A 23,619-nucleotide genomic window follows, 5' to 3' on the forward strand; every position below is an offset into this window, starting at 1 on the left:
ACATAATCCCCCCTCCCATAAGCAGTACCCATAAATATAACCCCACTCTCTACAAGGCTCGGGGCGCCCGAAAAGGGCACATACAGGTCAGCGACAACGCAGGCGAAAGCCTCTATTCGGAATCTAAAACTATGTGTGGAATTGTTGGCGCAGTCGCGCAGCGTGATATTGCTGAAATCCTTCTCGAAGGGTTACGTCGTCTGGAATACCGTGGTTACGACTCTGCCGGTCTGGCAGTGGTCGATGCAGAAGGGCACATGACCCGCCTGCGTCGCCTCGGTAAAGTAAACATGCTGTCCCAGGCCGCGGAAGAAACCCCGCTGCACGGTGGCACAGGCATTGCCCATACTCGTTGGGCGACCCACGGTGAACCTTCTGAAGGCAACGCCCACCCGCATGTCTCTGAACACATTGTGGTGGTGCATAACGGCATCATCGAAAACCACGAGCCGCTGCGCGAAATACTCACTGAGCGCGGCTATACCTTCGTGTCAGAAACCGACACCGAAGTGATCGCTCACCTGGTTCACTGGGAGCTGGAGCAGGGCGGTACGCTGCGTGAAGCCGTACTGCGTGCAATCCCCCAGCTGCGCGGCGCCTACGGCACCGTGATCATGGACAGCCGTGACCCGTCCACCCTGCTGGCCGCCCGCTCGGGCAGCCCGATGGTGATTGGTCTGGGGATGGGCGAGAACTTTATCGCCTCCGATCAGCTGGCGCTGCTGCCGGTGACCCGCCGCTTTATCTTCATGGAAGAGGGCGACATTGCGGAAGTGACCCGTCGTGACGTGAAGATCTTTGATAAATCGGGTGCGCCGGTTAAACGTCAGGATATCGAATCCAACCTGCAGTACGACGCGGGTGACAAAGGTGCTTACCGTCACTACATGCAGAAAGAGATCTACGAGCAGCCAAACGCCATCAAAAACACCCTGACCGGGCGTATCAGCCACGGTGAGGTGGATCTGAGCGAGCTGGGTGCTAACGCCAACGAGATGCTGGCTAACGTCGAGCATATTCAGATCGTGGCCTGCGGTACCTCTTACAACTCCGGTATGGTCTCCCGCTACTGGTTTGAAGCCCTGGCTGGCGTGCCGTGCGACGTGGAAATCGCCTCTGAATTCCGCTATCGCAAATCGGCCGTACGCCGTAACAGCCTGATGATCACCCTGTCGCAGTCCGGTGAAACCGCCGACACCCTGGCGGCGCTGCGTCTGTCCAAAGAGCTGGGTTACCTTGGTTCGCTGGCGATCTGTAACGTGCCGGGCTCCTCTCTGGTACGTGAATCCGATCTGGCGCTGATGACCAAAGCCGGCACTGAAATCGGTGTGGCCTCCACCAAAGCGTTCACCACCCAGCTGACGGTTCTGCTGATGCTGGTGGCGAAACTGGCCCGTCTGAAAGGCCAGGATGCCTCTGTTGAGCGTGACATCGTACACGGCCTGCAGGCGCTGCCGAGCCGTATTGAGCAGATGCTCTCTCAGGACAAACGCATTGAAGCGCTGGCGGAATCCTTCTCCGACAAGCATCACGCCCTGTTCCTCGGTCGTGGCGATCAGTACCCGATCGCGCTGGAAGGTGCCCTGAAGCTGAAAGAGATCTCCTACATCCACGCGGAAGCCTACGCCGCAGGCGAGCTGAAACACGGCCCGCTGGCGCTGATTGACGCGGATATGCCGGTTATCGTGGTGGCACCTAACAACGAACTGCTGGAAAAACTGAAATCCAACATCGAAGAAGTCCGCGCCCGTGGCGGCGTTCTGTTTGTCTTCGCCGATAAAGATGCCGGTTTCGTCAGCAGCGACAACATGCACATCATCGAGATGCCGCATGTGGAAGAGGTGATTGCGCCGATCTTCTATACCGTACCGCTGCAGCTGCTGGCGTATCACGTCGCGCTGATCAAAGGCACCGACGTTGACCAGCCGCGTAACCTGGCGAAGTCCGTTACCGTAGAGTAATCCCTTCAGGCTCCACCTTCGGGTGGAGCTTTTTTATCCGCGTTTTTTAATGACAAACTGTCATCTTCAGCTAACTTTTTCAGTGTCACAGAAAGAAAATTTTTCTGAAATCTTAGCGTCATAATCATATTTAACCTGCTGATATTTAATATCTATTTTAACTTTCCTAAAGCGAAATTCTCGCTGTCATAAAACTGTCATAATTCGTACATTTATCTGTCACTTCTTTGTCCTATTTTGCTCATCGTAGCCACTAAACAACGATTTACGAAAATCTTGCAGGAGACATTATGAAAGTTATGCGTACCACTGTCGCAACTGTTGTCGCCGCGACCTTATCGATGAGCGCGTTCTCTGTATTTGCAGAGGCAAGCCTGACTGGCGCTGGTGCAACCTTCCCTGCGCCGGTGTATGCCAAATGGGCTGATACCTACCAGAAAGAAACTGGTAACAAGGTGAACTACCAGGGTATCGGCTCCTCCGGTGGCGTTAAACAAATTACCGCGAATACCGTTGATTTCGGTGCATCTGACGCTCCGCTGTCGGATGAGAAACTGACGCAGGAAGGCCTGTTCCAGTTCCCGACCGTTATCGGTGGTGTTGTGCTGGCGGTGAATATCCCTGGCCTGAAGTCCGGCGAGCTGGTACTTGACGGCAAAACCCTGGGCGATATCTACCTCGGCAAAATCAAAAAATGGGATGACGAAGCCATCACCAAACTGAACCCGGGCGTTAAGCTGCCTGCGCAGAACATCGCTGTGGTTCGTCGTGCTGACGGTTCCGGTACCTCCTTCGTCTTCACCAGCTACCTGGCGAAAGTGAACGAAGAGTGGAAATCCAAAGTGGGTTCCGGCTCTACCGTGAACTGGCCAACCGGTCTGGGCGGTAAAGGTAACGACGGTATCGCCGCGTTCGTACAGCGTCTGCCTGGCTCAATCGGCTACGTAGAATACGCTTACGCTAAACAGAACAACCTGGCGTACACCAAGCTGGTTTCTGCTGATGGCAAACCAGTAAGCCCGACCGAAGAGAACTTTGCCAACGCCGCCAAAGGCGCTGACTGGAGCAAATCTTTCGCTCAGGATCTGACTAACCAGAAAGGCGAAGGCGCGTGGCCAATTACCTCCACCACCTTCATCCTGGTGCACAAAGAGCAGAAGAAACCTGAGCAGGGTACTGAAGTGCTGAAGTTCTTCGACTGGGCATACAAAAACGGCAACAAACAGGCTAACGACCTGGATTACGCCAGCCTGCCGGACAGCGTGGTTGAGCAGATTCGTGCTGCATGGAAAACCAACGTGAAAGACAGCAGCGGTAAGGCATTGTATTAATTTAGCATTCTGACGAAAATGGCGGGTGGCGCTGGCGCTTACCCGCCCTACGGTTCCGACTGTAGGCCGGATAAGCGCCAGCGCCATCCGGCGATTTCGTAAACGCGTTCAACAGAAGAGTAATTTATGGCTGCAACCAAGCCTGCATTTAACCCTCCGGGTAAAAAAGGTGACATGATTTTCAGCGCGCTGGTAAAACTGGCTGCGCTGATTGTGCTATTGCTGCTGGGCGGCATCATCGTGTCTCTGATTTTCTCCTCCTGGCCGAGCATCCAGAAATTTGGTTTCTCCTTCCTGTGGACCAAAGAGTGGGATGCCCCGAACGATATCTACGGTGCGCTGGTGCCGATCTACGGCACGCTGGTGACCTCGTTTATCGCCCTGCTGATTGCCGTGCCGGTGAGCTTCGGTATCGCCCTGTTTCTGACGGAACTGGCACCGAACTGGCTGAAGCGTCCGCTGGGTATCGCCATTGAGCTGCTGGCGGCAATTCCCAGTATCGTTTACGGCATGTGGGGCCTGTTTATCTTTGCGCCGCTGTTCGCGACGTACTTCCAGGAGCCGGTAGGCAACGTCCTCTCCGCTATCCCGTTTGTGGGCGCTCTCTTCTCCGGTCCGGCATTCGGTATCGGGATCCTGGCCGCGGGCGTTATCCTCGCCATCATGATTATTCCGTACATCGCAGCGGTAATGCGCGATGTCTTCGAACAGACCCCGGTGATGATGAAAGAGTCGGCCTACGGCATCGGCTGCACCACCTGGGAAGTTATCTGGCGTATCGTCCTGCCGTTCACCAAAAATGGGGTGATTGGCGGCGTCATGCTGGGTCTGGGCCGCGCGCTGGGTGAAACCATGGCCGTGACTTTTATCATCGGTAACACCTACCAGCTCGACAGCGCCTCGCTCTACATGCCGGGCAACAGCATCACCTCGGCGCTGGCTAACGAATTCGCCGAAGCGGAATCGGGCCTGCACGTTGCCGCGCTGATGGAGCTGGGCTTAATTCTGTTTGTTATCACCTTCATCGTTCTGGCGATCTCCAAAGTGATGATCATGCGCCTGGCGAAAAATGAGGGGGGCACGCTAATGGCAACGCTCGAAATGCAAAACACCGTGGAGCTGGCGGAATCACGCCGCAAAATGCAGGCGAAGCGCCGCATGAAGAACCGCCTCGCGTTGACGCTCTCAATGGCGACGATGGCATTCGGTTTGTTCTGGCTGGTCTGGATCCTGTTCTCCACGGTAACCCGCGGTATCGACGGCATGTCGCTGGCGCTGTTCACCGAGATGACTCCACCGCCAAATACCGCAGGCGGCGGTCTGGCAAACGCCCTGGCGGGCAGCGGCCTGCTGATCCTGTGGGCGACCGTGTTCGGTACGCCGCTCGGCATCATGGCGGGGATCTATCTGGCGGAGTACGGCCGTAAATCCTGGATTGCGGAAGTGATCCGCTTCATTAACGATATTCTGCTCTCCGCCCCGTCGATTGTGGTCGGTCTGTTCGTCTACACCATCGTGGTGGCGCAGATGGAGCACTTCTCCGGCTGGGCTGGGGTGATTGCGCTGGCGCTGCTGCAGGTGCCTATCGTCATCCGTACCACCGAGAACATGCTGAAACTGGTGCCGGACAGCCTGCGTGAAGCGGCCTACGCGCTGGGCACGCCGAAGTGGAAGATGATCTCTGCCATCACCCTGAAAGCGTCCATCTCCGGGATCCTGACCGGCGTCCTGCTGGCCGTGGCCCGTATTGCCGGTGAAACCGCACCGCTGCTCTTTACCGCGCTCTCCAACCAGTTCTGGAGCACGGACATGATGCAGCCGATCGCCAACCTGCCGGTCACCATCTTTAAATTTGCGATGAGCCCGTTTGCCGAATGGCAGTCACTGGCCTGGGCCGGGGTACTGATTATTACCCTGTGCGTACTGTTACTGAACATTCTGGCGCGCGTTATTTTCGCGAAGAAGAAACACGGTTAATTATTGACGGCGTGGCACACTGCGGCGCCGGATGAGGAAATGAGTCAATGAGTATGGTCGATACTGCCCCGGGTAAACTTGCGGTTCGTGATCTGAACTTCTACTACGGCAAGTTCCATGCCCTGAAAAACATCAACCTGGATATCGCCAAAAACCAGGTCACGGCATTCATCGGTCCGTCTGGCTGCGGGAAATCCACGCTGCTGCGTACCTTTAACAAAATGTATTCGCTCTATCCGGAGCAGCGCGCCGAAGGCGAGATCCTGCTGGACGGCGACAACATTCTGACCAATACCCAGGACATCGCCCTGCTGCGTGCAAAAGTGGGCATGGTGTTCCAGAAACCAACGCCGTTCCCGATGTCCATCTATGACAACATCGCTTTTGGCGTGCGCCTGTTTGAGAAGCTCTCCCGCGCCGATATGGACGAGCGCGTGCAGTGGGCCTTGACCAAGGCCGCATTATGGAACGAAACCAAAGATAAACTTCACCAGAGCGGATACTCTCTCTCCGGTGGTCAGCAGCAGCGTCTGTGCATTGCGCGTGGTATCGCCATTCGCCCGGAAGTGTTATTGCTGGATGAGCCGTGCTCAGCGCTGGATCCGATCTCTACTGGCCGTATCGAAGAGCTGATCACCGAGTTAAAACAGGATTACACCGTGGTGATCGTGACCCACAACATGCAGCAGGCTGCGCGTTGTTCCGATCACACGGCGTTTATGTATCTGGGCGAGTTGATTGAGTTCAGCGATACGGATGCGCTGTTCACCAGGCCCGCGAAGAAGCAAACAGAAGACTACATCACCGGACGCTACGGCTGATTCAGGAGTGCGCAATGGATAATCTCAATCTTAACAAACACATTTCCGGCCAGTTTAACGCCGAGCTGGAAAGCATCCGCACCCAGGTGATGACCATGGGCGGAATGGTCGAGCAGCAGCTTTCTGACGCCATCACCGCCATGCACAACCAGGACAGCGAGCTGGCGAAGCGCGTGGTGGAAGGCGACAAACACGTCAACATGATGGAAGTGGCGATCGACGAAGCCTGCGTGCGCATCATCGCCAAGCGTCAGCCGACGGCGAGCGACCTGCGTCTGGTGATGGCGATCATCAAAACCATCGCTGAGCTGGAACGTATTGGCGACGTGGCGGATAAAATCTGCCGCACCGCGCTGGAGAAGTTCTCCCAGCAGCACCAGCCGCTGCTGGTCAGCCTGGAGTCGCTGGGTCGTCACACCGTGCAGATGCTGCACGACGTGCTGGATGCCTTTGCGCGTATGGATCTGGATGAAGCGGTGCGTATCTACCGTGAAGACAAGAAGGTCGACCAGGAGTACGAAGGCATTGTGCGTCAGCTGATGACCTACATGATGGAAGACACGCGCACCATTCCAAGCGTTCTGACCGCCCTGTTCTGCGCCCGCTCCATTGAGCGTATCGGTGACCGTTGCCAGAACATCTGCGAATACATCTTCTACTTCGTGAAGGGTCAGGATTTCCGTCACGTCGGTGGGGATGAGCTGGACAAAATGCTCGCCGGAAAAGATCCGAAAGAGTAATTTCTCCCGTAACGCCAGCTTTGCTGGCGTTATATTTAAATATCAATATATTTCTTCTGCGAATAACTCTTTTATTTCCAGCGCAATAACATTGCCTTCAGTCACATTTCACTCTTTTCCCGGTTGTTTTCTTTTCTCTTCTCACCTAAAACATGCCGATATTAACGCGAGCCACAGAAATACGTTAATGCGCTAATAACGTTATTAAGCAAAACTGGATTGTTACCGCTATCAGGCGGGCAAAACCTGAAAGTGATTATCTCCTTGCGGAGGTAAGTCGCTTTCAGGTTTTTTTTATTTTAAAAGATAAATTAACAGGGACTAATATTATGTTCAGGAGAACCCTTATTACCTCGGCCATTTTAATGATGACTCCCCTCACTCAGGCCGGGGCGGCGTCGTTAACCGTGGAGCAGCGCCTCGAATTACTGGAAAAGGCATTAAAAGAGACCCAGGCAGAGCTTCAGCAGTATAAAGATAAGGAGATCGTCAAAACGCAGACCACCAGCCCGGCGCAAAAACCCGCTGCCGTACTGGTCAAAACCGGAGAGACGAATACCGATGCTGCTTATTCTTCCATCACCATGAAAGATTTCAGTAAATTCGTGAAGGATGAAATTGGCTTTAGCTATAACGGCTATTTCCGCTCCGGCTGGGGCACCGCATCCCACGGTTCGCCAAAATCCTGGGCGATTGGCTCCCTGGGGCGATTCGGCAATGAGTACTCTGGCTGGTTCGATTTGCAGCTCAAGCAGCGGGTTTACAACGAAGGCAATAAACGCGTCGATGCCATTGTGATGCTGGACGGCAACGTGGGCCAGCAGTACTCCACCGGCTGGTTTGGCGATAACGCGGGCGGGGAAAACTATCTGCAGTTCTCCGATATGTACGTGACCACCCAGGGCTTCCTGCCGTTTGCCCCGGAGGCGGATTTCTGGGTCGGGAAGCACGGTGCGCCGAAGATCGAAATCCAGATGCTGGACTGGAAAACCCAACGAACGGATGCCGCTGCGGGCGTCGGGCTGGAGAACTGGAAAGTGGGCCCTGGCAAAGTCGATATTGCGCTGGTGCGTGAAGACGTGGACGACTATGACCGTCAGCTCAAAAACAAGCAGCAGCTGAACACCAATACCATCGACCTGCGTTATAAGGCGCTGCCGCTGTGGGATAAAGCCTCTCTGATGGTCAGCGGGCGCTACGTCGCGGCCAATCAAAGCTCCAGCGAGAAGTATAATCAGGACAATAACGGCTATTACCCGTGGAAAGACACCTGGATGGTCGGTACCACCTTAACGCAAAAACTGGATACCGGCGGTTTCAACGAGTTTTCCGTCCTGCTGGCGAATAACTCCATTGCCAGCAGCTTCTCGCGCTATGCCGGCTCCAGCCCCTACACCACCTTCAACGGCAGATATTATGGCGATCATACCAACGGGACGGCGGTGCGTGTGACTTCGCAGGGGGAGGTGTATCTGCGGGATAACGTGATCATGGCCAATGCGCTGGTCTACTCCTTCGGGAATGACGTTTACAGCTATGAAACCGGCGCCCATTCTGATTTCGAGTCCATTCGCGCCGTTGTACGCCCGGCTTATATCTGGGATCAATATAATCAGACCGGCGTTGAGCTGGGTTATTTCAGACAGCAAAATACCGATCTGACCGGCAACAAATATTATGAGTCAGGCTATAAAACCACGCTGTTCCATACCTTCAAGGTCAATACCAGTATGTTGACCTCCCGCCCGGAATTACGTTTTTATGGAACCTATATTAAAGCGGACGAGACGGAATTAGATAATTTCACTTTCGAAGACCAAAAGAAGGATCAGTTTGCCATTGGTGCGCAGGCTGAAATCTGGTGGTAACCGGATCGCATAAAGGACCTTATTAATGAAACGAATGAAAACAGCTTTATCCGTTATTACGCTCTGTTTATCTCTCGGGCCATCGGCGTTTGCGGCCGATCTCCCCGCCGCCCCGGATCCCGCTCACCCGTTGAGCCAGTATGTCACTCAGGTGAATGCCGACAATACGGTGACATATCGCTACTTCGCACCGGCGGCGAAAAGCGTATCGGTGGTGGTGGGTGTTCCGACCCCGGAAAATATCCATCCGATGACCAAAGACGCCTCGGGGCTCTGGAGCTGGCGAGGGCCGGTGATGCAGCCCAATCTGTATGAATACTTCTTCAACGTCGACGGTGTGCGCAGCATTGATACCGGCACGGCGATGACCAAGCCGCAGCGCCAGGTGAATACCAGCATGGTGCTGGTGCCGGGCAGTATTCTGGACGTTAATCCGGTCCCGCACGGCGATCTGATTACCCTGACCTATCATTCGGCGGCGCTGAAGTCGGAGCGTCAGCTGTTCGTCTGGACGCCGCCGGGCTACAACGGGCAGGGAAAACCGCTGCCGGTGCTTTACTTCTATCACGGCTTCGGTGATACGGGCCGTTCGGCTATCGATCAGGGACGTATCGCGCAGATTATGGATAACCTGCTCGCGGCCGGAAAGATCGCCCCGATGCTGGTGGTGGTGCCGGATACCGAAACCGATGCCGCAGGCATAGTTCCTGAAATCTTCGTGCCGAACGAGCGCCGTAAAGCCTTTTACCCGTTGAATGCCCAGGCTGCCGATCGGGAGCTGATGAACGACATCATTCCGCTGATAAGCCAGCGGTTTAACGTGCGAGACGATGCCGAAGGGCGCGCGCTGGCGGGGCTGTCCCAGGGCGGCTATCAGGCGCTGGTCTCCGGGATGAATCATCTCGAACGCTTTGGCTGGCTGGCCACCTTTAGCGGCGTGACCACCACGACGGTGCCGGATGAGGGCGTCAGTGCCCGTCTCAACGACCCGCAGGCCATCAATAAGCAGCTACGCAATTTCACCGTCGTGGTGGGCGAGAAAGATGCGGTGACGGGCAAGGATATCGCCGGGTTGAAGCAGGAGCTTGAGAAACGCCAGATCAAATTCGATTACCACGAATACCCGGGCCTGAACCATGAGATGGATGTCTGGCGACCGGCCTATGCGGAATTCGTCCAGAAACTGTTTAAATAGCAAAAAGCCGTAAAGCGACTCGCTTTACGGCTTAACTGTTTTAGCGGGTAAGGTGCCAGCCGCGCGCCTTCCACAGTTCCGGCAGCTGGGCCAGATCGGTAAAGGTCGTTACCTTCGGATGGTCAAGCGGCGGGTTGTGCGGATCGGCGCAGAAGTAGAACACCTCCATGCCCGCGGCAATCCCCGCCTGCGCGCCTGCGCTGGAGTCATCCACCAGGATGCAGTTCTCCACGTTGACGTTCATCGCTTTCGCCGCGTGGAACATCATGGCCGGATCGGGTTTCCAGCGCTGGATATCGTAGCCGCTGAACAGTTTTTCCGGGAAATGGTGCAGCATCTGCAGCTTGCCAAGAGAGTGCTGCATTTTGCTCACCGGGCCGTTAGAGACCACGCACATCGGCACCGCCATCGCATCCAGCAGGGCGCTGGCACCCGCGATGGCTTCCAGTTCGGAGTCGAAGAGGCGTGCGACCTCGGCGCGGTAAACAGGCTCCAGATCCGCTTTCGCGAGGCTGACGCCGTGTTCGGCGTTAATGATGTCGATGATTTCGTAGAGCTTCACGCCCTTAAAGCGTTTGAACGTCTCTTCGAGATCGAGCGTGATACCAAATTCCTGGAACATGGTGACATACGCCCGGGAACAGATGACCTCACTGTCGACCAGCGTACCGTCGCAGTCGAAAAATACTGCATCAATCTGAGACATGCATTTCCCTTTCTTAACAAGTTTAACGTTTACGTAGCGCATAACATTGAGACGCAATCGTTGCCGTATAAGCAAATTCAATGAAAAAAAAGTGCCTCTCAACCGCCCCTATTGTCGCATTTTGGTATAGGATAGCGACGAATTTTCCCTCCTTGTTCGGAAATAGATGATGAGTCAACAACACACTACCCAGTCGTCTGGCGCGGGTTTGCTTGAGCGCGTGTTTAAACTGCGCGAGCACGGCACGACGGCACGCACCGAAGTGATCGCCGGTTTCACCACCTTCCTGACGATGGTCTATATCGTTTTCGTGAACCCACAAATTCTGGGCGTTGCTGGCATGGATACCAGCGCCGTCTTCGTGACGACCTGTCTGATCGCCGCCTTCGGCAGCATCCTGATGGGGCTGTTTGCTAACCTGCCGGTTGCTCTGGCACCCGCGATGGGTCTGAACGCCTTCTTCGCCTTCGTCGTGGTTCAGGCGATGGGCCTGCCGTGGCAGGTGGGGATGGGCGCTATCTTCTGGGGTGCCGTTGGTCTGCTGATCCTGACCATTTTCCGCGTGCGTTACTGGATGATTGCCAATATCCCGGTCAGCCTGCGCGTGGGCATCACCAGCGGTATCGGTCTGTTCATCGGCATGATGGGGCTGAAAAACGCCGGTGTGATCGTGGCAAACCCGGAAACCCTGGTCAGCATCGGTAAGCTGACCTCCCACAGCGTGCTGCTGGGCGTGCTGGGCTTCTTCATCATCGCGATCCTGGCCTCACGCAATATCCACGCGGCGGTGCTGGTCTCCATTATCGTCACCACCCTGCTGGGCTGGATGCTGGGCGATGTGCACTACAACGGCATCGTCTCCGCGCCGCCGAGCGTGACCACCGTGATTGGCCATGTCGATCTGGCGGGCTCGCTGAACCTGGGCCTGGCCGGGGTGATCTTCTCCTTCATGCTGGTGAACCTGTTTGACTCCTCCGGAACGCTGATTGGCGTCACCGATAAAGCCGGTCTGGCGGATGAGAAGGGCAAATTCCCGCGCATGAAGCAGGCGCTGTTCGTGGACAGTATCTCGTCCGTGACCGGCTCCTTTATCGGCACCTCGTCCGTGACCGCCTACATCGAATCCTCTTCCGGGGTCTCCGTCGGTGGCCGTACCGGTCTGACTGCGGTCGTGGTTGGCCTGCTGTTCCTGCTGGTGATCTTCCTTTCACCGCTGGCGGGCATGGTGCCGCCGTACGCGGCCGCTGGCGCGCTGATCTACGTGGGCGTGCTGATGACCTCCAGCCTGTCGCGCGTGAAGTGGGACGACCTGACTGAAGCAGTTCCGGCGTTTATTACCGCCGTGATGATGCCGTTCAGCTTCTCCATCACCGAAGGGATTGCGCTGGGCTTTATCTCTTACTGCGTGATGAAGGCAGGCACCGGACGCTGGCGTGAAATCAGCCCGTGCGTGATGGTTGTTGCCCTGCTGTTCGTGCTGAAGATTGCGTTTATTGATGCCTGATAAAAGCAAAACGGCAACCCTGGGTTGCCGTTTTTAATGTTTTCTCCCTCTCCCTGTGGGAGAGGGCCGGGGTGAGGGCATCAGGCCGCACTCCCCCCGCACTCGTCTTACGCTTTAACCCGCTGAATATACTTGCCAAACGCGCTCAGCTGACCGGTCAGATGATCCAGCGTACTCTGGTCAATCACTTCACCCGCCTGCGGGTCGACCTTGTTCTGAATGATACCGCCCATAAACTCCGGCTTGTTCAATACCATCGCATCCAAGAACACCAGGATCTGGCGCAGATGATACTGGCAGCGTGCGCCGCCGATCGCCCCCATGGAGCTGGTCTGGATCAGCACGGGTTTACCCGCCAGCGGCTGTTCCGGCAGGCGGGAGAGCCAGTCAATGGCGTTCTTCAGGCCACCCGGCACGGAGTAGTTATATTCCGGGGTGACAATCACCACGCCGTCCGCTTCGCGGATCTGCGCTGCCAGCGCTTCTACGGCCGCCGGGAATCCCTCTTCCTGCTGCATATCCGCGTCGTACAGCGGAATATCGCCAATCGACGGCAGGGCGCTAATCTCCATGCCCTCTGGCGCCAGCTTCGGCAGCGTGCGGGCAACCATCCCGTTGAATGAACCCTTGCGCAGGCTTCCCAGTAACGTAACAACCTTTAACGTATCAGACATCACAACTCCTTCTTGAAAGGTCAGGTGAGAATAATCGCTTTTTCTGCCGGTAAACTGGTCAGGCGCATCAGGCGTGCGGCCGGCTCGTTCGCGCGGGCGGGGACGTCCGGCAGGCTGTGCCATCCGAGGCGGCTGTCGAACTCCCAAATTTTTAGCCGTTCAATGGCCGGGGTGACGGCGATAGACCAGATCAGGACATCTTCGGCGTCGCTTAAGGCTTCTACCTGTGCGGCTCTCGTGGCCCGCAGGCGGCCGGAACCCGGTAACAGTTGCACAAGGCTGGCGCAGTCGCTGGCGTCGCCCGAAAGCTTACGGATGCTCTGGCGCAGGGTAATCAGCTGCGCTCTGGCTTCCTGGGGATCGTTCTGGTTACGCACCCACAGGTTCTCGTTGCTGGAGAGCGGGTAGGCGTCGTGGGCGTGAGTACCGTCCAGGCTGCGGGGGGCCCGCTGCAGCTCCATATCCAGACCGCAATCGCCTTCTGTGGTCAGCGCCAGGCCCACGATATTGCCGGCGTAGGCAATGGAAAAACGGGGAAGCTCCGGATCGGCAAACACAGGGCGACCCTCGGGTTCGGTTATCACTTCCGGCAGTTCGCTGGTGCCATAAAGCATAAACAACAGTTCAGCGAGCAGCGCCCGGGAAGCCAGAAAACGTGTACGGCGATGTTCAGGGTGCTTCCACGCTTCGTTATAACAGGATGAAGAGAGTCTGGTTGAATCCAGCTGCCCCTCGGTCAGCGTCCCTCTTGCAAAATGCGTAGCCATTTTTCACTCCATGATAATGGTTAGTCGTCAGGTTAAACGGTTACATGATTATCACTTAACTCGCTTACTGTTTTAATGGCTAAATGGGGGTAAGGGAAGTTTTGCGGCGGAACTTTACATTTTCTTAGGCGAAAACAGGGCGGCTAGCGCAGCGGCGGGCCGTACAACGCCTTGATAGTCTCTCTAAGCCAGAGGATTTTAGGGTTGTGGCTGTTACGCTTATGCCAGATCAGGGTGAAGGGCACGGTGAGCTTCTGCGCCTGCGCCTCATCAATGGGGATCGGCAGGGCGATCAGCTTCCGCTGGTGGAGCCGATTATAGTGATGGCAGTAGTGCGGGGCGGTGGCAATGTAGTTATGGCCCGGCTGCGCCGCCATAAACATCGACTGTTCAAAGCCGGGCAGGCTCATGGCGATATTGCGCGTACGTCCCATCTCTGTGAGCACTTCATCCAGCGCCCAGGTGTCGCTGCGCTCCCAGAAGATACTGATATGCGGATAGCGCAGGAAGGTTTCGAGGTTCCACTCCTCCTGCAGCGCGGGATGATCTTCCCGCAGATAGACGCACGGGCGGTCGCTGAACAGGATTTCGTAGTCAATAAACCACGGCATCAGCTTTAACAGCTCCCGGGAACGGGGATGCGTTTCGCGCCCGGTAAAGCCAAGCTCAACCTCCCCACGGGTGATGGCGTCCAGCGAATCGTAATCCCAGTGGCGCATCTTCACCGTGGCCTGCGGGTAACGCTGGTTCACCTGCTCCAGCAGGGCGTTGAAGTGGATTAGCATCAGCGGTGTTTCCGCCGCCAGCTCAAACGTCAGGCCACCGGGGGGAGTCATGGTGGAATTTATCGAGGATCTGGTTGCCAATCTGCATCCAGTCGGCCAGATCCTGCTCCAGGCTCACCGTCAGCGGCGTCGGCAGCAGCCCCAGCGGGGTCTTCACAAACAGAGGATCGTCAAACCAGTCGCGCAGCTTCGCCAGCGATTTACTCACCGCGGACGGGGTGACGTTCATCCGTTTCGCGGCTTTGGTAACGCTGCGTTCCTGCAGCAAAAGCTGCAGGCACAGCAACAGGTTAAGATCGAGACTGCTGAGGGGCTTCTTCATGATGCGCTGCGGGCCGGATAAGCAAAAGGAGGAGAATGCAGAGCATGCTACAGCCAATCAGCACCCCGATCAGCATATTCAATGCATTCAGCCCCATTATGGCTGCCAGCCAAATCCACAGCGAAGAGCCGCAAACCTGAGCGATACCCAGCACCGAGCTGGCTACGCCTGCGCGCAGCGCGAACGGGCCGAGTGCCTGGCTCATCGCCACGCCAAAGCCCACCGAGAACCCGGCGCAAATCAGCGTAATGCCCGCCAGCATCAGGGCATGGGAACTGGCGGTCGCCAGAATCACCCCTGCCGCCAGAAACAGCACCTGCGAGGTCAGCATCAAGGTGCGCTGGCGGAAGAGGTTCAGCGCAAACGGCGTCGAGAACGAGACCGCCATACTGACCAGTGCGGTTGAGGCCATCACCATGGAATATTCTCCGCGATCGAAGCCCATCACTTCCATCAGCAACACCGGGGAAACGTTTACATAGGTAAGGATCACCGCCACGCTCAGGGTGGTGACCAGCAAGCGGCTGATGAAGAAGCGGTTGAGCAGCTTCTCGTCCGGCGGGATCGACGCGCTATGGCTCCGGTTTTGCGCCCCGGGGTGAGTCTCTTTCAGAACCGCGATCGACAGGATGAAGACCAGCATCCCCATTGCCGCCATCGTCCAGAACAGGCTCTGCCACGGGAACTGCAGCATGATCAGGTAGCCCACCACCGGCGCCAGCACCGGGATAATGCAGGTGATGCCGTTCATCATGGAGAGCACTTTGGCGCGACGCTGGGCGCTTAAGGTATCGCGCAGAATGGCAAAGGCCACCACGTAGCAGCCGCCTGCCCCGACGCCCTGGATAAAGCGTCCGGTAAGGAACAGGGAACTCTCCTCTGCCAGTGAACACAGCACGGAGGCCAGAGCAAAAATCACCGCCCCGGTAATGGCGACCGGCTGTCGCCCGGCTTTGTCGGCAATCTTCCCGGCAAACACCATCGACGACGCCATCCCCGCGAGGTAGGCCGAAAACGCGATATGCAGCTGCGCTTCGCTGGCACCCAGATCGCGGGCGATGTGCGGCAGCCCCACCAGATACATATCAATGCCCGATGGATAAAGCAGCACCAGCGCAAAACTACAAAACAGAAAACGAGCCATAACACCCCCCATAAAGTCAGGCAAGAAGCATAGGGGGATAAAGGGGAAGTGGCGAGTTGCCATTTGGACAAAGGTGATTTCCTGCGAGGAAATCACCTTTTGGGGAGCGGATTTAGCCAAAGCGCGGTAAGAAATGGAAGGTATTCCCGAACCAGCAAACGATGACCACCACCCCGAACAGGATCACCAGCGAGGGAACCACCCTACCGCCCCAGACGGTGAAGGTCTTATTCGGGAATTTCTGTCTCGCTTTCAGCGCGAGGACTGCCGGGACAATCACCGCCCAGATGGTTGCGCACAAACCCGCCCCGCCAATGCCGTAGATAAAGCCGTTCGGGAAAATCAGGTAGAGCAGGGTCGGCGGCAGGAAGGTCAGCATGATCGTTTTCAGGCGACCTGACGGTGAATTGTCGAGTTTAAAGAGGTCGGCAAGATAGTCGAACAGCCCTAAGGTGACGCCGAAGAACGAGCTGGCCACTGCTAAGTTTGAGAAAACCAGTAAGCAAAATTCGATCACTCCATGCTGCCGGGTGCCGAGGAATGATTTCACCAGCGAATCGACATTGCCCCCGGACGAGATGATCTCGCTGAAGCTGTCGCGGGTAATGTTACCCATCGTGCAGTAGAGCCAGAACAGATAGATAAACAGGGCCAGCAGCGAGCCATAGACAATGCTTTTAATCAGTTTATCTTTGCGTTTGCCGTAGCAGATGATCAGGCTGGGAATGTTGCCATGAAACCCAAACGATGCCAGACAGACGGGCAGGGCCATAAAGATGTAGGGGAAGTAGGTGGTATTGCTGGCCGATGTAACCTTAATGTCTCTTAAAATTGAATAATCGACCTGGAAGAAGAAGGAGCCAAACACCACGATAAAGGCGATGATCTTAATGCCTAAAAACAGCGAGGTAATGCGGCTGGCCGCCAGTGAACTAAACCACAATACGCCCGCAACGAAGATTGCCGTACAGACACCCACTATCCGGGGATTCACATGCGTCCCCTGGTTCATGGCGATGGTTTCACTGATGATAGCGCCGTTTGCGGAGATATAGGCATACGTCAGAATATAAAGCACAAAGGCGACCGTGAAGCCGCTGACGATATTCCATTTATTGCCGATCAGATCTTTGGTAATCGTATTAAAGCTTGAACCGACGGGATAATTTAAATTTGCTTCTAACAATAATAGCCCGGAGTGAAGCATTGAAAACCAGGCGATAATTAAAATAAACGCGCCCCAAAAAAACCATGCCCCTGCCAGATCCACGGGTAAAGCAAACATCCCCCCCGCCAATAACTGTACCCGCTATAACCATGACACCCCATACCGACGAGTGTTTAGTCTCTAATTCTAATGCGTTATCCATGGTGCCCCCATCAATGTGGCAAGCCTGACGTTGTTGAACTATTTATTTTGCGGGTGGCTAAAATTATTTAGCCACCCGGGGACAGAAGGTTAAACTTCTTTCAGTTTGGCGGTGAAGTGACGTAATACTTTAGGTTCGTAGGTGAAGGTTAATCCTTTAATGTTCATCGCATTTTCTTTAACGTGTTTAAAGGCTTCGACGATGAAATCCATATGCGATTGCGTATAGGTGGCACGCGGAATAGTCAAACGCAGCAGCTCTGCCGGGCAGGGTAACTGCTTACCGGTCTTCGGATCGCGGCCCAGTAAGAACGAACCAATTTCCACAGCCCGAATACCGGCCACTTTATAGAGCTCACAGGCCAGCGCCTGCGCCGGGAACTGTTCGGCAGGAATATGCGGCAAGAGCTTACCGGCATCCACAAAGGCAGCATGGCCGCCGGCCTGCTGGCAAACCACGCCGATGGCTTCCAGGCCGTCGACCAGGTACTGGACCTGATTAATACGGTATGCCAGCCAGTCCTGGCCCATGCCGTCGTGCAGGCCGACAGCCAGACGCTCCATGGCACCCCCTTCCAGGCCGCCGTAGGTCGGGAAGCCTTCCTGGACGACGCACAAGGTTCTGCACTCGGTATAGACGTCGAAATAGTCGTCATTCTTAATGCACAGCAGGCCGCCCATCGGCACCATGGCATCTTTTTTAGCCGACATGGCCAGCATATCTGCGTATTTGTACGTTTCGCGAGTAATTTCCGCGATCGTCCAGTCTTTATATTCCGCTTCACGTTTTTGAATAAAGTACGCATTCTCGGCGAAGCGTGCGGAGTCCATCACCACCGGGATGTCGTATTTTCTGGCAATCGCGTACATCGCCTTCAGGTTCGCCAGCGACACCGGCTGTCCACCGGCGGAGTTGCTGGTAATGGTGGCGACGATATACGGGACGTTGGCTGGACCCACTTCTTCGATGCCGTTTTCCAGACCCTGCAGGTCAAAGTTGCCTTTAAAATCGTAACGAATGCCGGTATCAAAGGCCTCCTTGATATACACGTTGCGCACGGTACAGCCGTTTATCTGGCTGTGACCCTGGGTGGTATCAAAAAAGTAGTTAGAGAAGGCGACCATTTTCGTGCGATCTAAGCCTTTCTCCTGCTCGCGCTTTTTAATGAGCACCGGAATATAGATCTGCTCAGCGCCGCGCCCCTGATGGGTCGGAATAGTGTACTGATAACCGAAAATACTTTTCACGGCGTCGGACAGCGCATAGTAACTGCGGCTTCCGCTATAGGCTTCGTCTCCGCGCAGCATGGCGGCCTGCATATTCTGTGTAACCGCACCGGTGCCGCTGTCGGTCAGTAAATCAATAAATACGTCTTCGCTATCCAGCAGGAAAGGGTTCATACCCGATTTAATAATCGCGTTGTCGCGATGCTCCCTTGTGGTGCGCTTAACCGGCTCAATAACTCTGATGCGAAATGGCTCTGGTAAATGTTTGAAGTTTTCCATTATATAATTCCTGTTTTTATCGCAGCGGTGCGGGTGGCTATTTTTAATAACCATTAATTCAGGCATACCTGATCAGCGATACCGCTACGCAATCGGGAGAGTATATTCCACCGACAGAGGCGTGCAGCAGCATAATTGCAGCCTTACGGGCGCAATGATTTCAGGCATACCAAATAAATAGAGTGTTAATCTATTCAGGTTGCATAGAGAAAGAGAGACGAAGGGAGATTACGGATGGTGATTGACAATTTTATTGTCAATATTGAACCACTTAGAAGTGAGATATGTATTTAAGATAATCGTCATTGATTTATCCTCATTAGACACGCTACTACACTATTCGAATGAGAATATTTGTCTATGTGCAGGTATATTAATTGTGATTGTAATCACAGAGAACATAACAGATATATTTGGTATTTATTCAGGTAATATAGAAAAGGAAAAAGCCGCAATAACAGGGGTGTTATGCGGCTTTTAGCGGAGGGCTGAAACGGGTTTATTTCCCGATGCAGAAACTGGAGAAGATGCGCCCCAGCAGGTCATCCGAGGTAAACTCCCCGGTGATCTCGCTTAACGCCTGCTGCGCCAGACGCAGCTCTTCCGCCAGCAATTCCCCGGCCCAGGCACCCAGCAGCTGCGCTTTGCCCTGATCCAGATGCATCGCCGCCTGTTCCAGCGCCTGCAGATGGCGACGACGGGCGAGGAAACCGCCCTCCATGCTGGTATCAAAGCCCATGCTCTGCTTCAGATGGTTGCGCAGCGCATCCACCCCCTCGCCGGTGCGCGCCGACAGGCGGATCAGTGAGTGACCATTCACATCACTCAGACCCAGGGTTTCGCCGGTGACGTCGGCTTTGTTACGCACCACGGTGATCGGCAGTTTCGCCGGCAGACGGGCGATAAAGTCCGGCCAGATCTCCGCCGGGTCGATCGCTGCAGTGGTCGTGCCATCGACCATAAACAGCACCCGGTCAGCCTGCTCAATCTCCTGCCAGGCGCGCTCGATACCGATACGCTCCACTTCGTCGCTGGCATCGCGCAGGCCGGCGGTGTCGATGATATGCAGCGGCATACCGTCGATATGAATATGCTCGCGCAGCACGTCGCGGGTGGTGCCGGCAATGTCGGTGACAATCGCCGCTTCACGGCCCGCCAGCGCGTTCAGCAGGCTCGATTTCCCGGCGTTCGGACGCCCGGCAATCACCACCTTCATCCCTTCGCGCAGCAGGCTGCCCTGACGCGCTTCGGCGCGCACCGCGTCGAGATCGGCCATCACGTCGTTAAGCTGGGCTTCGATTTTGCCATCGGAGAGGAAGTCGATCTCCTCATCCGGGAAATCAATGGCCGCTTCCACGTAGATCCGCAGGTGAGTAAGTGCTTCCACAAGGTGGTTAACGCGGTTGGAAAAAGCGCCCTGCAGCGAGTTGAGGGCCGAGCGGGCGGCCTGCTCGGAGCTGGCGTCGATCAGGTCGGCAATCGCCTCGGCCTGGGCCAGATCCAGCTTATCGTTGAGGAAGGCGCGTTCGGAGAACTCGCCCGGCTTCGCAATGCGCAGGCCGGGCAGGGTCAGAATGCGTTTCAGCAGCAGGTCGAGGATCACCGGCCCGCCGTGGCCCTGCAGTTCGAGCACGTCTTCACCGGTAAAGGAGTTCGGGCCCGGGAACCACAGCGCGATGCCCTGGTCCAGCGCCGTGCCGTCGTTATCTTTAAACGGCAGATAGTCGGCGTAGCGCGGCTTGGGTAGTTTACCCAGCACCGCTTCTGCCACCTCGCGCGCCTTCAGGCCAGAGATACGCAGAATGCCCACACCACCGCGTCCCGGTGGGGTTGCCTGGGCGACGATAGTGTCGTTATGGCTCATGGTTTGTCTCTTCTTAATGCAATAAAAAAGGCGGTCAACAGACCGCCCTTTAATTTATGTTCCGTTTGCCGGGTGGCGCTTCGCTTACCCGGCCTACTCAATGTCAGGAATTTTTCTTCTCGCGGCTATGCAGGCCACGTTTTTCCAGACCACGGTAGATCAGCTGCTGCTGAAGGATGGTTACCAGGTTGCTGACGATATAGTACAGCACCAGACCTGACGGGAACCACAGGAAGAACACGGTGAAGATGACCGGCATAAAGGTCATGATCTTCTGCTGCATCGGGTCGGTCACGGTGGTTGGCGACATCTTCTGGATGAAGAACATCGTCACGCCCATCAGGATCGGCAGGATGTAGTACGGGTCCTGTGCGGACAGGTCATGGATCCACAGTGCGAACGGCGCATGGCGCAGCTCAACGGAGCCCATCAGCATGTAGTACAGCGCAAGGAAGATTGGCATCTGGATCAGCAGCGGGAAGCAGCCACCCAGTGGGTTCACTTTCTCGGCTTTATACAGGGCCATCATCTCCTGGCTCTGACGCTGTTTGTCATCGCCCAGACGCTCACGCATTGCCGCAATTTTCGGCTGCAGCATACGCATCTTCGCCATGGAGGTGTACTGCGCTTTGGTCAGCGGGTACATGATGCCACGAACGATGAAGGTGATAACAATGATGGAGAAGCCCCAGTTGCCCAGGAAGCTGTGGATGAACTTCAGCAGTTTGAACAGCGGCTGAGAGATGAACCACAACCAACCGTAGTCTACGGTCAGATCCAGGTGCGGTGCGACGGCAGCCATTTTGTCCTGGATTTCCGGACCGACCCACAGGGTGCTGCCCAGCGTACCGGTTTGACCCGGCTGAACCAGAACCGGCTCAGACTTATAGCCGATAGCGGCAACGCCGTTCAGGTTAGCGGTATAGAAATTATTGGAACCCGCGTTATTCGGCACCCATGCGGTCGCGAAATACTGTTGCAGCATCGCCACCCAACCGCCTTTCGAGCTGACGTTCAGGTTTTCGTTATCGGCGATGGTGTCGAATTTGTATTTCTCGTACTTGGTATCCGGCGTGGAGTACGCTGCGCCACGGAAGGTATGCAACGCGAAGTTGTTGCTTCCGGTGTCACGGTGCGTCGGCAGATTGATGGTTTGCTTCAGCTGACCAAAGGTGGAGAGCTCCAGCGGTTTCTCGCCGGTGTTCTGCACGCTATAGCCCACGTTCACCGCAAATTCACCGCGTTTCAGGGTGAAGGTTTTGGTGAAGGTGTTGCCCGCTGCATCGGTGTAAGTCATCGGGATCGCGATTTCGTTCTGGCCATCAGCCAGCACAAACGCATCTTTATCGACGTTATACAGTGGACGTGCGCCATTAGCCGGGTTATCCGGGCCATCACGACCGGTCAGGCCGCTCTGTGCCTGATAGATAAACTGCGGCGTGGTTTCCAGTAACTGGAACGGCTCGTTAGAACCGAGCTCTTTCGGGTAAGTTACCAGCAGCGCTTGCTCAACATCACCACCACGGGTGTTGATAGTCAGCTCAAGCACATCGGTCTTAACCGTAATCAGTTTACCCTGGCCACTGGCCGGTACGCCCTGGTCGGCGGCGCTACCCGCTGCGGTGGTCGTTGTCTGCGTGACCTGCTGCTGAGGTTGAGGATTTTTATCCTGCTCCCAAGCCTGGAAGATCATGAAAGACACGAACAACAAAGCGATGATAAGAAGATTGCGTTGCGAATCCATCGTTAGTGTTCTCTGGTATCAAAAGGTCCTGGAGGGACGGGATCGTCTCCACCTGGGTGTAAAGGGTGGCATTTTAATACGCGTTTCACCGTCAACCAACTGCCTTTTATCACACCAAACCTGCGCAATGCCTCAATTCCGTAGCTTGAGCATGTCGGTGTGAAACGGCAGTGTGGCCCGAGTAGCGGACTAATCAGGCGTTGATAGACCCGGATAAGGCCGATCAGGACCCGTGAGCCAGGCGACAGTGGCGGCGCCATAATTTTTCCAACGCTTCCGAGAGAGCACGGTTATCGAGGTCGGCAACCCCTTTTTTAGCCACCACCACGAAATCCATTGAAGGCAGTTCATGTTGACGTAAACGGAAGCTTTCACGCGTCAGACGTTTAATCCGATTGCGTTCGTGCGCACGCTTTACGTTTTTCTTGGCGACAGTGAGACCGATACGGGGATGCCCCAGCGAATTTTGGCGGCCGAGGATGGTGATTTGCGGCGTGCCAGCCCGTTGTGGCTGCTGGAAGACGAAAGTGAAATGAGTGGGAGTTAACAAACGTAACTCCCTGGGAAATGCTAGCTTAACCACGCAGGGGTTAGCTTAATTACTTGGAAACGGTCAGACGTGAACGGCCTTTAGCACGACGACGTGCCAGAACCTGACGACCATTTTTAGTAGCCATACGAGCACGGAAGCCGTGAGAACGGTTGCGCTTCAGTACAGACGGTTGAAAAGTGCGTTTCATGGCGATTTCTACCTAAACTTGAATAAATTCAATGACTTTTTATGGTGTCCGAACGAATAACGAACAATGGACGCCGAAGCCATGGGTGATTAAAGAGGCCGGATTGTAATAATTGTACACTCCAGAGTCAATTCTCTTTCCTTATTTCCCGCGTCTTTCCGCACGTTTTTAGCGTGCAAATTGAGCAGCGTCAGACGCAGGTGTTCGAGTCCCACGCGACGGGTGGGGAATTATACGGGCTCCAGGGCAAATCGCAAGGATCGTCCAGGATCTTCGTTAGATCATTTCAGCAAAAAATCGTCTTTACTCATTAATTTTTCCAATATGCGGCCTAAATCGTGGGGGTGCTCCGTCAGGATCGTTTACACTTACCCCGTTTCGATCCTCCTGTGGATAAATCGGGAAGAAACTGTGAGAAACAGAAGATCTCTGGCTCAGTTTAGGCTATGATCCGCGGTCCTGATCGGATCCCAGGATCCTGGTCGGACAAAAACCGCAAAGAGCGGTTCGCACGTCCCCCTTAAACGCCGGGTCTTTTCGACGTGTGTCTACAATCATGACTATTCAATAGCTTTCTTTTTATGTTCGAGTGGAGTCCGCC

At 55.4% G+C, this 23,619-nt stretch carries 18 protein-coding genes and 3 pseudogenes; 9 read left to right on the plus strand and 12 right to left on the minus strand.

The genetic code is table 11. The annotated features are described in order from the left end of the window. Nucleotides 1-131: 131 nt before the first annotated feature. The 8 genes and pseudogenes from glmS (at nt 132) to AAHB66_RS23610 (ending at nt 9,893) form a co-directional block, all read left to right on the plus strand. The gene (gene glmS / locus AAHB66_RS23575; protein ID WP_347114767.1) at nt 132-1,961 is read left to right on the plus strand and encodes a glutamine--fructose-6-phosphate transaminase (isomerizing); all 1,830 of its coding nucleotides are present in this window, start codon (nt 132-134) and stop codon (nt 1,959-1,961) included. Nucleotides 1,962-2,251: 290 nt separating this feature from the next. Then, nucleotides 2,252-3,292, plus strand: coding sequence for a phosphate ABC transporter substrate-binding protein PstS (gene pstS / locus AAHB66_RS23580; RefSeq protein ID WP_333852465.1), 1,041 nt, complete (start codon nt 2,252-2,254; stop codon nt 3,290-3,292). Between the two features lie 126 nt (nt 3,293-3,418). Next, nucleotides 3,419-4,369, plus strand: a pseudogene (gene pstC, locus AAHB66_RS23585) (phosphate ABC transporter permease PstC); the annotation flags it as partial. A 9-nt stretch (nt 4,370-4,378) separates the two neighbouring features. Beyond that, complete coding sequence (gene pstA, locus AAHB66_RS23590; protein WP_142487648.1) at nt 4,379-5,269, plus strand: phosphate ABC transporter permease PstA; 891 nt, start codon at nt 4,379-4,381, stop codon at nt 5,267-5,269. Nucleotides 5,270-5,316: 47 nt separating this feature from the next. Further along, nucleotides 5,317-6,090 (plus strand): phosphate ABC transporter ATP-binding protein PstB, encoded by a 774-nt coding sequence (pstB, locus tag AAHB66_RS23595; RefSeq protein ID WP_337017960.1) that lies wholly within the window; start codon nt 5,317-5,319, stop codon nt 6,088-6,090. 14 nt (nt 6,091-6,104) lie between these two features. After that, on the plus strand, nt 6,105-6,830 hold the full coding sequence (gene phoU / locus AAHB66_RS23600; protein WP_103177617.1) for a phosphate signaling complex protein PhoU: 726 nt from the start codon (nt 6,105-6,107) through the stop codon (nt 6,828-6,830). Nucleotides 6,831-7,159: 329 nt separating this feature from the next. After that, on the plus strand, nt 7,160-8,698 hold the full coding sequence (locus tag AAHB66_RS23605) for a carbohydrate porin (protein ID WP_347114768.1): 1,539 nt from the start codon (nt 7,160-7,162) through the stop codon (nt 8,696-8,698). Nucleotides 8,699-8,732: 34 nt separating this feature from the next. Then, nucleotides 8,733-9,893 (plus strand): esterase family protein, encoded by a 1,161-nt coding sequence (locus tag AAHB66_RS23610; protein ID WP_347116552.1) that lies wholly within the window; start codon nt 8,733-8,735, stop codon nt 9,891-9,893. A 40-nt stretch (nt 9,894-9,933) separates the two neighbouring features. Here the strand turns inward: AAHB66_RS23610 and yieH are convergent, their stop codons facing one another. Further along, nucleotides 9,934-10,599 (minus strand): 6-phosphogluconate phosphatase, encoded by a 666-nt coding sequence (yieH, locus tag AAHB66_RS23615; protein WP_032615520.1) that lies wholly within the window; start codon nt 10,597-10,599, stop codon nt 9,934-9,936. A gap of 169 nt (nt 10,600-10,768) precedes the next feature. Here yieH and AAHB66_RS23620 point away from each other — a divergent pair, with 169 nt between their 5' ends. Next, complete coding sequence (locus AAHB66_RS23620) at nt 10,769-12,103, plus strand: NCS2 family permease (protein WP_141242333.1); 1,335 nt, start codon at nt 10,769-10,771, stop codon at nt 12,101-12,103. A 107-nt stretch (nt 12,104-12,210) separates the two neighbouring features. Here the strand turns inward: AAHB66_RS23620 and AAHB66_RS23625 are convergent, their stop codons facing one another. The 11 genes and pseudogenes from AAHB66_RS23625 to rpmH all read right to left on the minus strand — a co-directional run bounded on the left by AAHB66_RS23625 (nt 12,211) and on the right by rpmH (nt 23,018). After that, on the minus strand, nt 12,211-12,777 hold the full coding sequence (locus tag AAHB66_RS23625; RefSeq protein WP_347114769.1) for an NADPH-dependent FMN reductase: 567 nt from the start codon (nt 12,775-12,777) through the stop codon (nt 12,211-12,213). 20 nt (nt 12,778-12,797) lie between these two features. After that, nucleotides 12,798-13,544: a phosphopantetheinyl transferase gene (locus AAHB66_RS23630; RefSeq protein WP_347114770.1), complete on the minus strand. Its 747-nt coding sequence runs from the start codon at nt 13,542-13,544 to the stop codon at nt 12,798-12,800. Nucleotides 13,545-13,687: 143 nt separating this feature from the next. Then, nucleotides 13,688-14,651, minus strand: a pseudogene (gene yidZ, locus AAHB66_RS23635) (HTH-type transcriptional regulator YidZ). Next, complete coding sequence (locus AAHB66_RS23640) at nt 14,620-15,795, minus strand: MFS transporter (protein ID WP_347114771.1); 1,176 nt, start codon at nt 15,793-15,795, stop codon at nt 14,620-14,622. The pseudogene yidZ and the gene AAHB66_RS23640 overlap by 32 nt, the downstream one beginning before the upstream one ends. A 112-nt stretch (nt 15,796-15,907) precedes the next feature. Beyond that, nucleotides 15,908-17,165, minus strand: a pseudogene (gene tnaB / locus AAHB66_RS23645) (low affinity tryptophan permease TnaB). Between the two features lie 89 nt (nt 17,166-17,254). After that, entirely contained in the window at nt 17,255-18,670 is a 1,416-nt protein-coding gene (tnaA, locus tag AAHB66_RS23650) for a tryptophanase (RefSeq protein ID WP_347114772.1), read from the minus strand. Between the two features lie 499 nt (nt 18,671-19,169). Continuing rightward, nucleotides 19,170-20,534, minus strand: a complete 1,365-nt coding sequence (gene mnmE / locus AAHB66_RS23655; protein ID WP_347114773.1) for a tRNA uridine-5-carboxymethylaminomethyl(34) synthesis GTPase MnmE — start codon at nt 20,532-20,534, stop codon at nt 19,170-19,172. 103 nt (nt 20,535-20,637) lie between these two features. Continuing rightward, nucleotides 20,638-22,278 carry a membrane protein insertase YidC gene (gene yidC, locus AAHB66_RS23660; RefSeq protein ID WP_347114774.1) on the minus strand — a complete coding sequence of 547 codons (1,641 nt, stop codon included), beginning with the start codon at nt 22,276-22,278 and terminating at the stop codon, nt 20,638-20,640. 2 nt (nt 22,279-22,280) lie between these two features. Continuing rightward, the gene (gene yidD, locus AAHB66_RS23665) at nt 22,281-22,538 is read right to left on the minus strand and encodes a membrane protein insertion efficiency factor YidD (protein ID WP_015585463.1); all 258 of its coding nucleotides are present in this window, start codon (nt 22,536-22,538) and stop codon (nt 22,281-22,283) included. Further along, nucleotides 22,502-22,861: a ribonuclease P protein component gene (rnpA, locus tag AAHB66_RS23670; RefSeq protein ID WP_014072458.1), complete on the minus strand. Its 360-nt coding sequence runs from the start codon at nt 22,859-22,861 to the stop codon at nt 22,502-22,504. The genes yidD and rnpA overlap by 37 nt, the downstream gene beginning before the upstream one ends. A 16-nt stretch (nt 22,862-22,877) precedes the next feature. After that, the gene (rpmH, locus tag AAHB66_RS23675) at nt 22,878-23,018 is read right to left on the minus strand and encodes a 50S ribosomal protein L34 (protein ID WP_003849659.1); all 141 of its coding nucleotides are present in this window, start codon (nt 23,016-23,018) and stop codon (nt 22,878-22,880) included. Nucleotides 23,019-23,619 lie beyond the last annotated feature (601 nt).

This window comes from Leclercia sp. S52, from assembly GCF_039727615.1.
Classification (GTDB): domain Bacteria; phylum Pseudomonadota; class Gammaproteobacteria; order Enterobacterales; family Enterobacteriaceae; genus Enterobacter; species Enterobacter adecarboxylatus_B.

Coding starts and splice junctions, on each gene's coding strand:
- glmS (WP_347114767.1), top strand. CDS start 132: ATGTGTGGAATTGTTGGCGCAGTCGCGCAGCGTGATATTGCTGAAATC.
- pstS (WP_333852465.1), top strand. CDS start 2,252: ATGAAAGTTATGCGTACCACTGTCGCAACTGTTGTCGCCGCGACCTTA.
- pstA (WP_142487648.1), top strand. CDS start 4,379: ATGGCAACGCTCGAAATGCAAAACACCGTGGAGCTGGCGGAATCACGC.
- pstB (WP_337017960.1), top strand. CDS start 5,317: ATGAGTATGGTCGATACTGCCCCGGGTAAACTTGCGGTTCGTGATCTG.
- phoU (WP_103177617.1), top strand. CDS start 6,105: ATGGATAATCTCAATCTTAACAAACACATTTCCGGCCAGTTTAACGCC.
- AAHB66_RS23605 (WP_347114768.1), top strand. CDS start 7,160: ATGTTCAGGAGAACCCTTATTACCTCGGCCATTTTAATGATGACTCCC.
- AAHB66_RS23610 (WP_347116552.1), top strand. CDS start 8,733: ATGAAAACAGCTTTATCCGTTATTACGCTCTGTTTATCTCTCGGGCCA.
- yieH (WP_032615520.1), bottom strand. CDS start 10,599: ATGTCTCAGATTGATGCAGTATTTTTCGACTGCGACGGTACGCTGGTC.
- AAHB66_RS23620 (WP_141242333.1), top strand. CDS start 10,769: ATGAGTCAACAACACACTACCCAGTCGTCTGGCGCGGGTTTGCTTGAG.
- AAHB66_RS23625 (WP_347114769.1), bottom strand. CDS start 12,777: ATGTCTGATACGTTAAAGGTTGTTACGTTACTGGGAAGCCTGCGCAAG.
- AAHB66_RS23630 (WP_347114770.1), bottom strand. CDS start 13,544: ATGGCTACGCATTTTGCAAGAGGGACGCTGACCGAGGGGCAGCTGGAT.
- AAHB66_RS23640 (WP_347114771.1), bottom strand. CDS start 15,795: ATGGCTCGTTTTCTGTTTTGTAGTTTTGCGCTGGTGCTGCTTTATCCA.
- tnaA (WP_347114772.1), bottom strand. CDS start 18,670: ATGGAAAACTTCAAACATTTACCAGAGCCATTTCGCATCAGAGTTATT.
- mnmE (WP_347114773.1), bottom strand. CDS start 20,534: ATGAGCCATAACGACACTATCGTCGCCCAGGCAACCCCACCGGGACGC.
- yidC (WP_347114774.1), bottom strand. CDS start 22,278: ATGGATTCGCAACGCAATCTTCTTATCATCGCTTTGTTGTTCGTGTCT.
- yidD (WP_015585463.1), bottom strand. CDS start 22,538: ATGGCGCCGCCACTGTCGCCTGGCTCACGGGTCCTGATCGGCCTTATC.
- rpmH (WP_003849659.1), bottom strand. CDS start 23,018: ATGAAACGCACTTTTCAACCGTCTGTACTGAAGCGCAACCGTTCTCAC.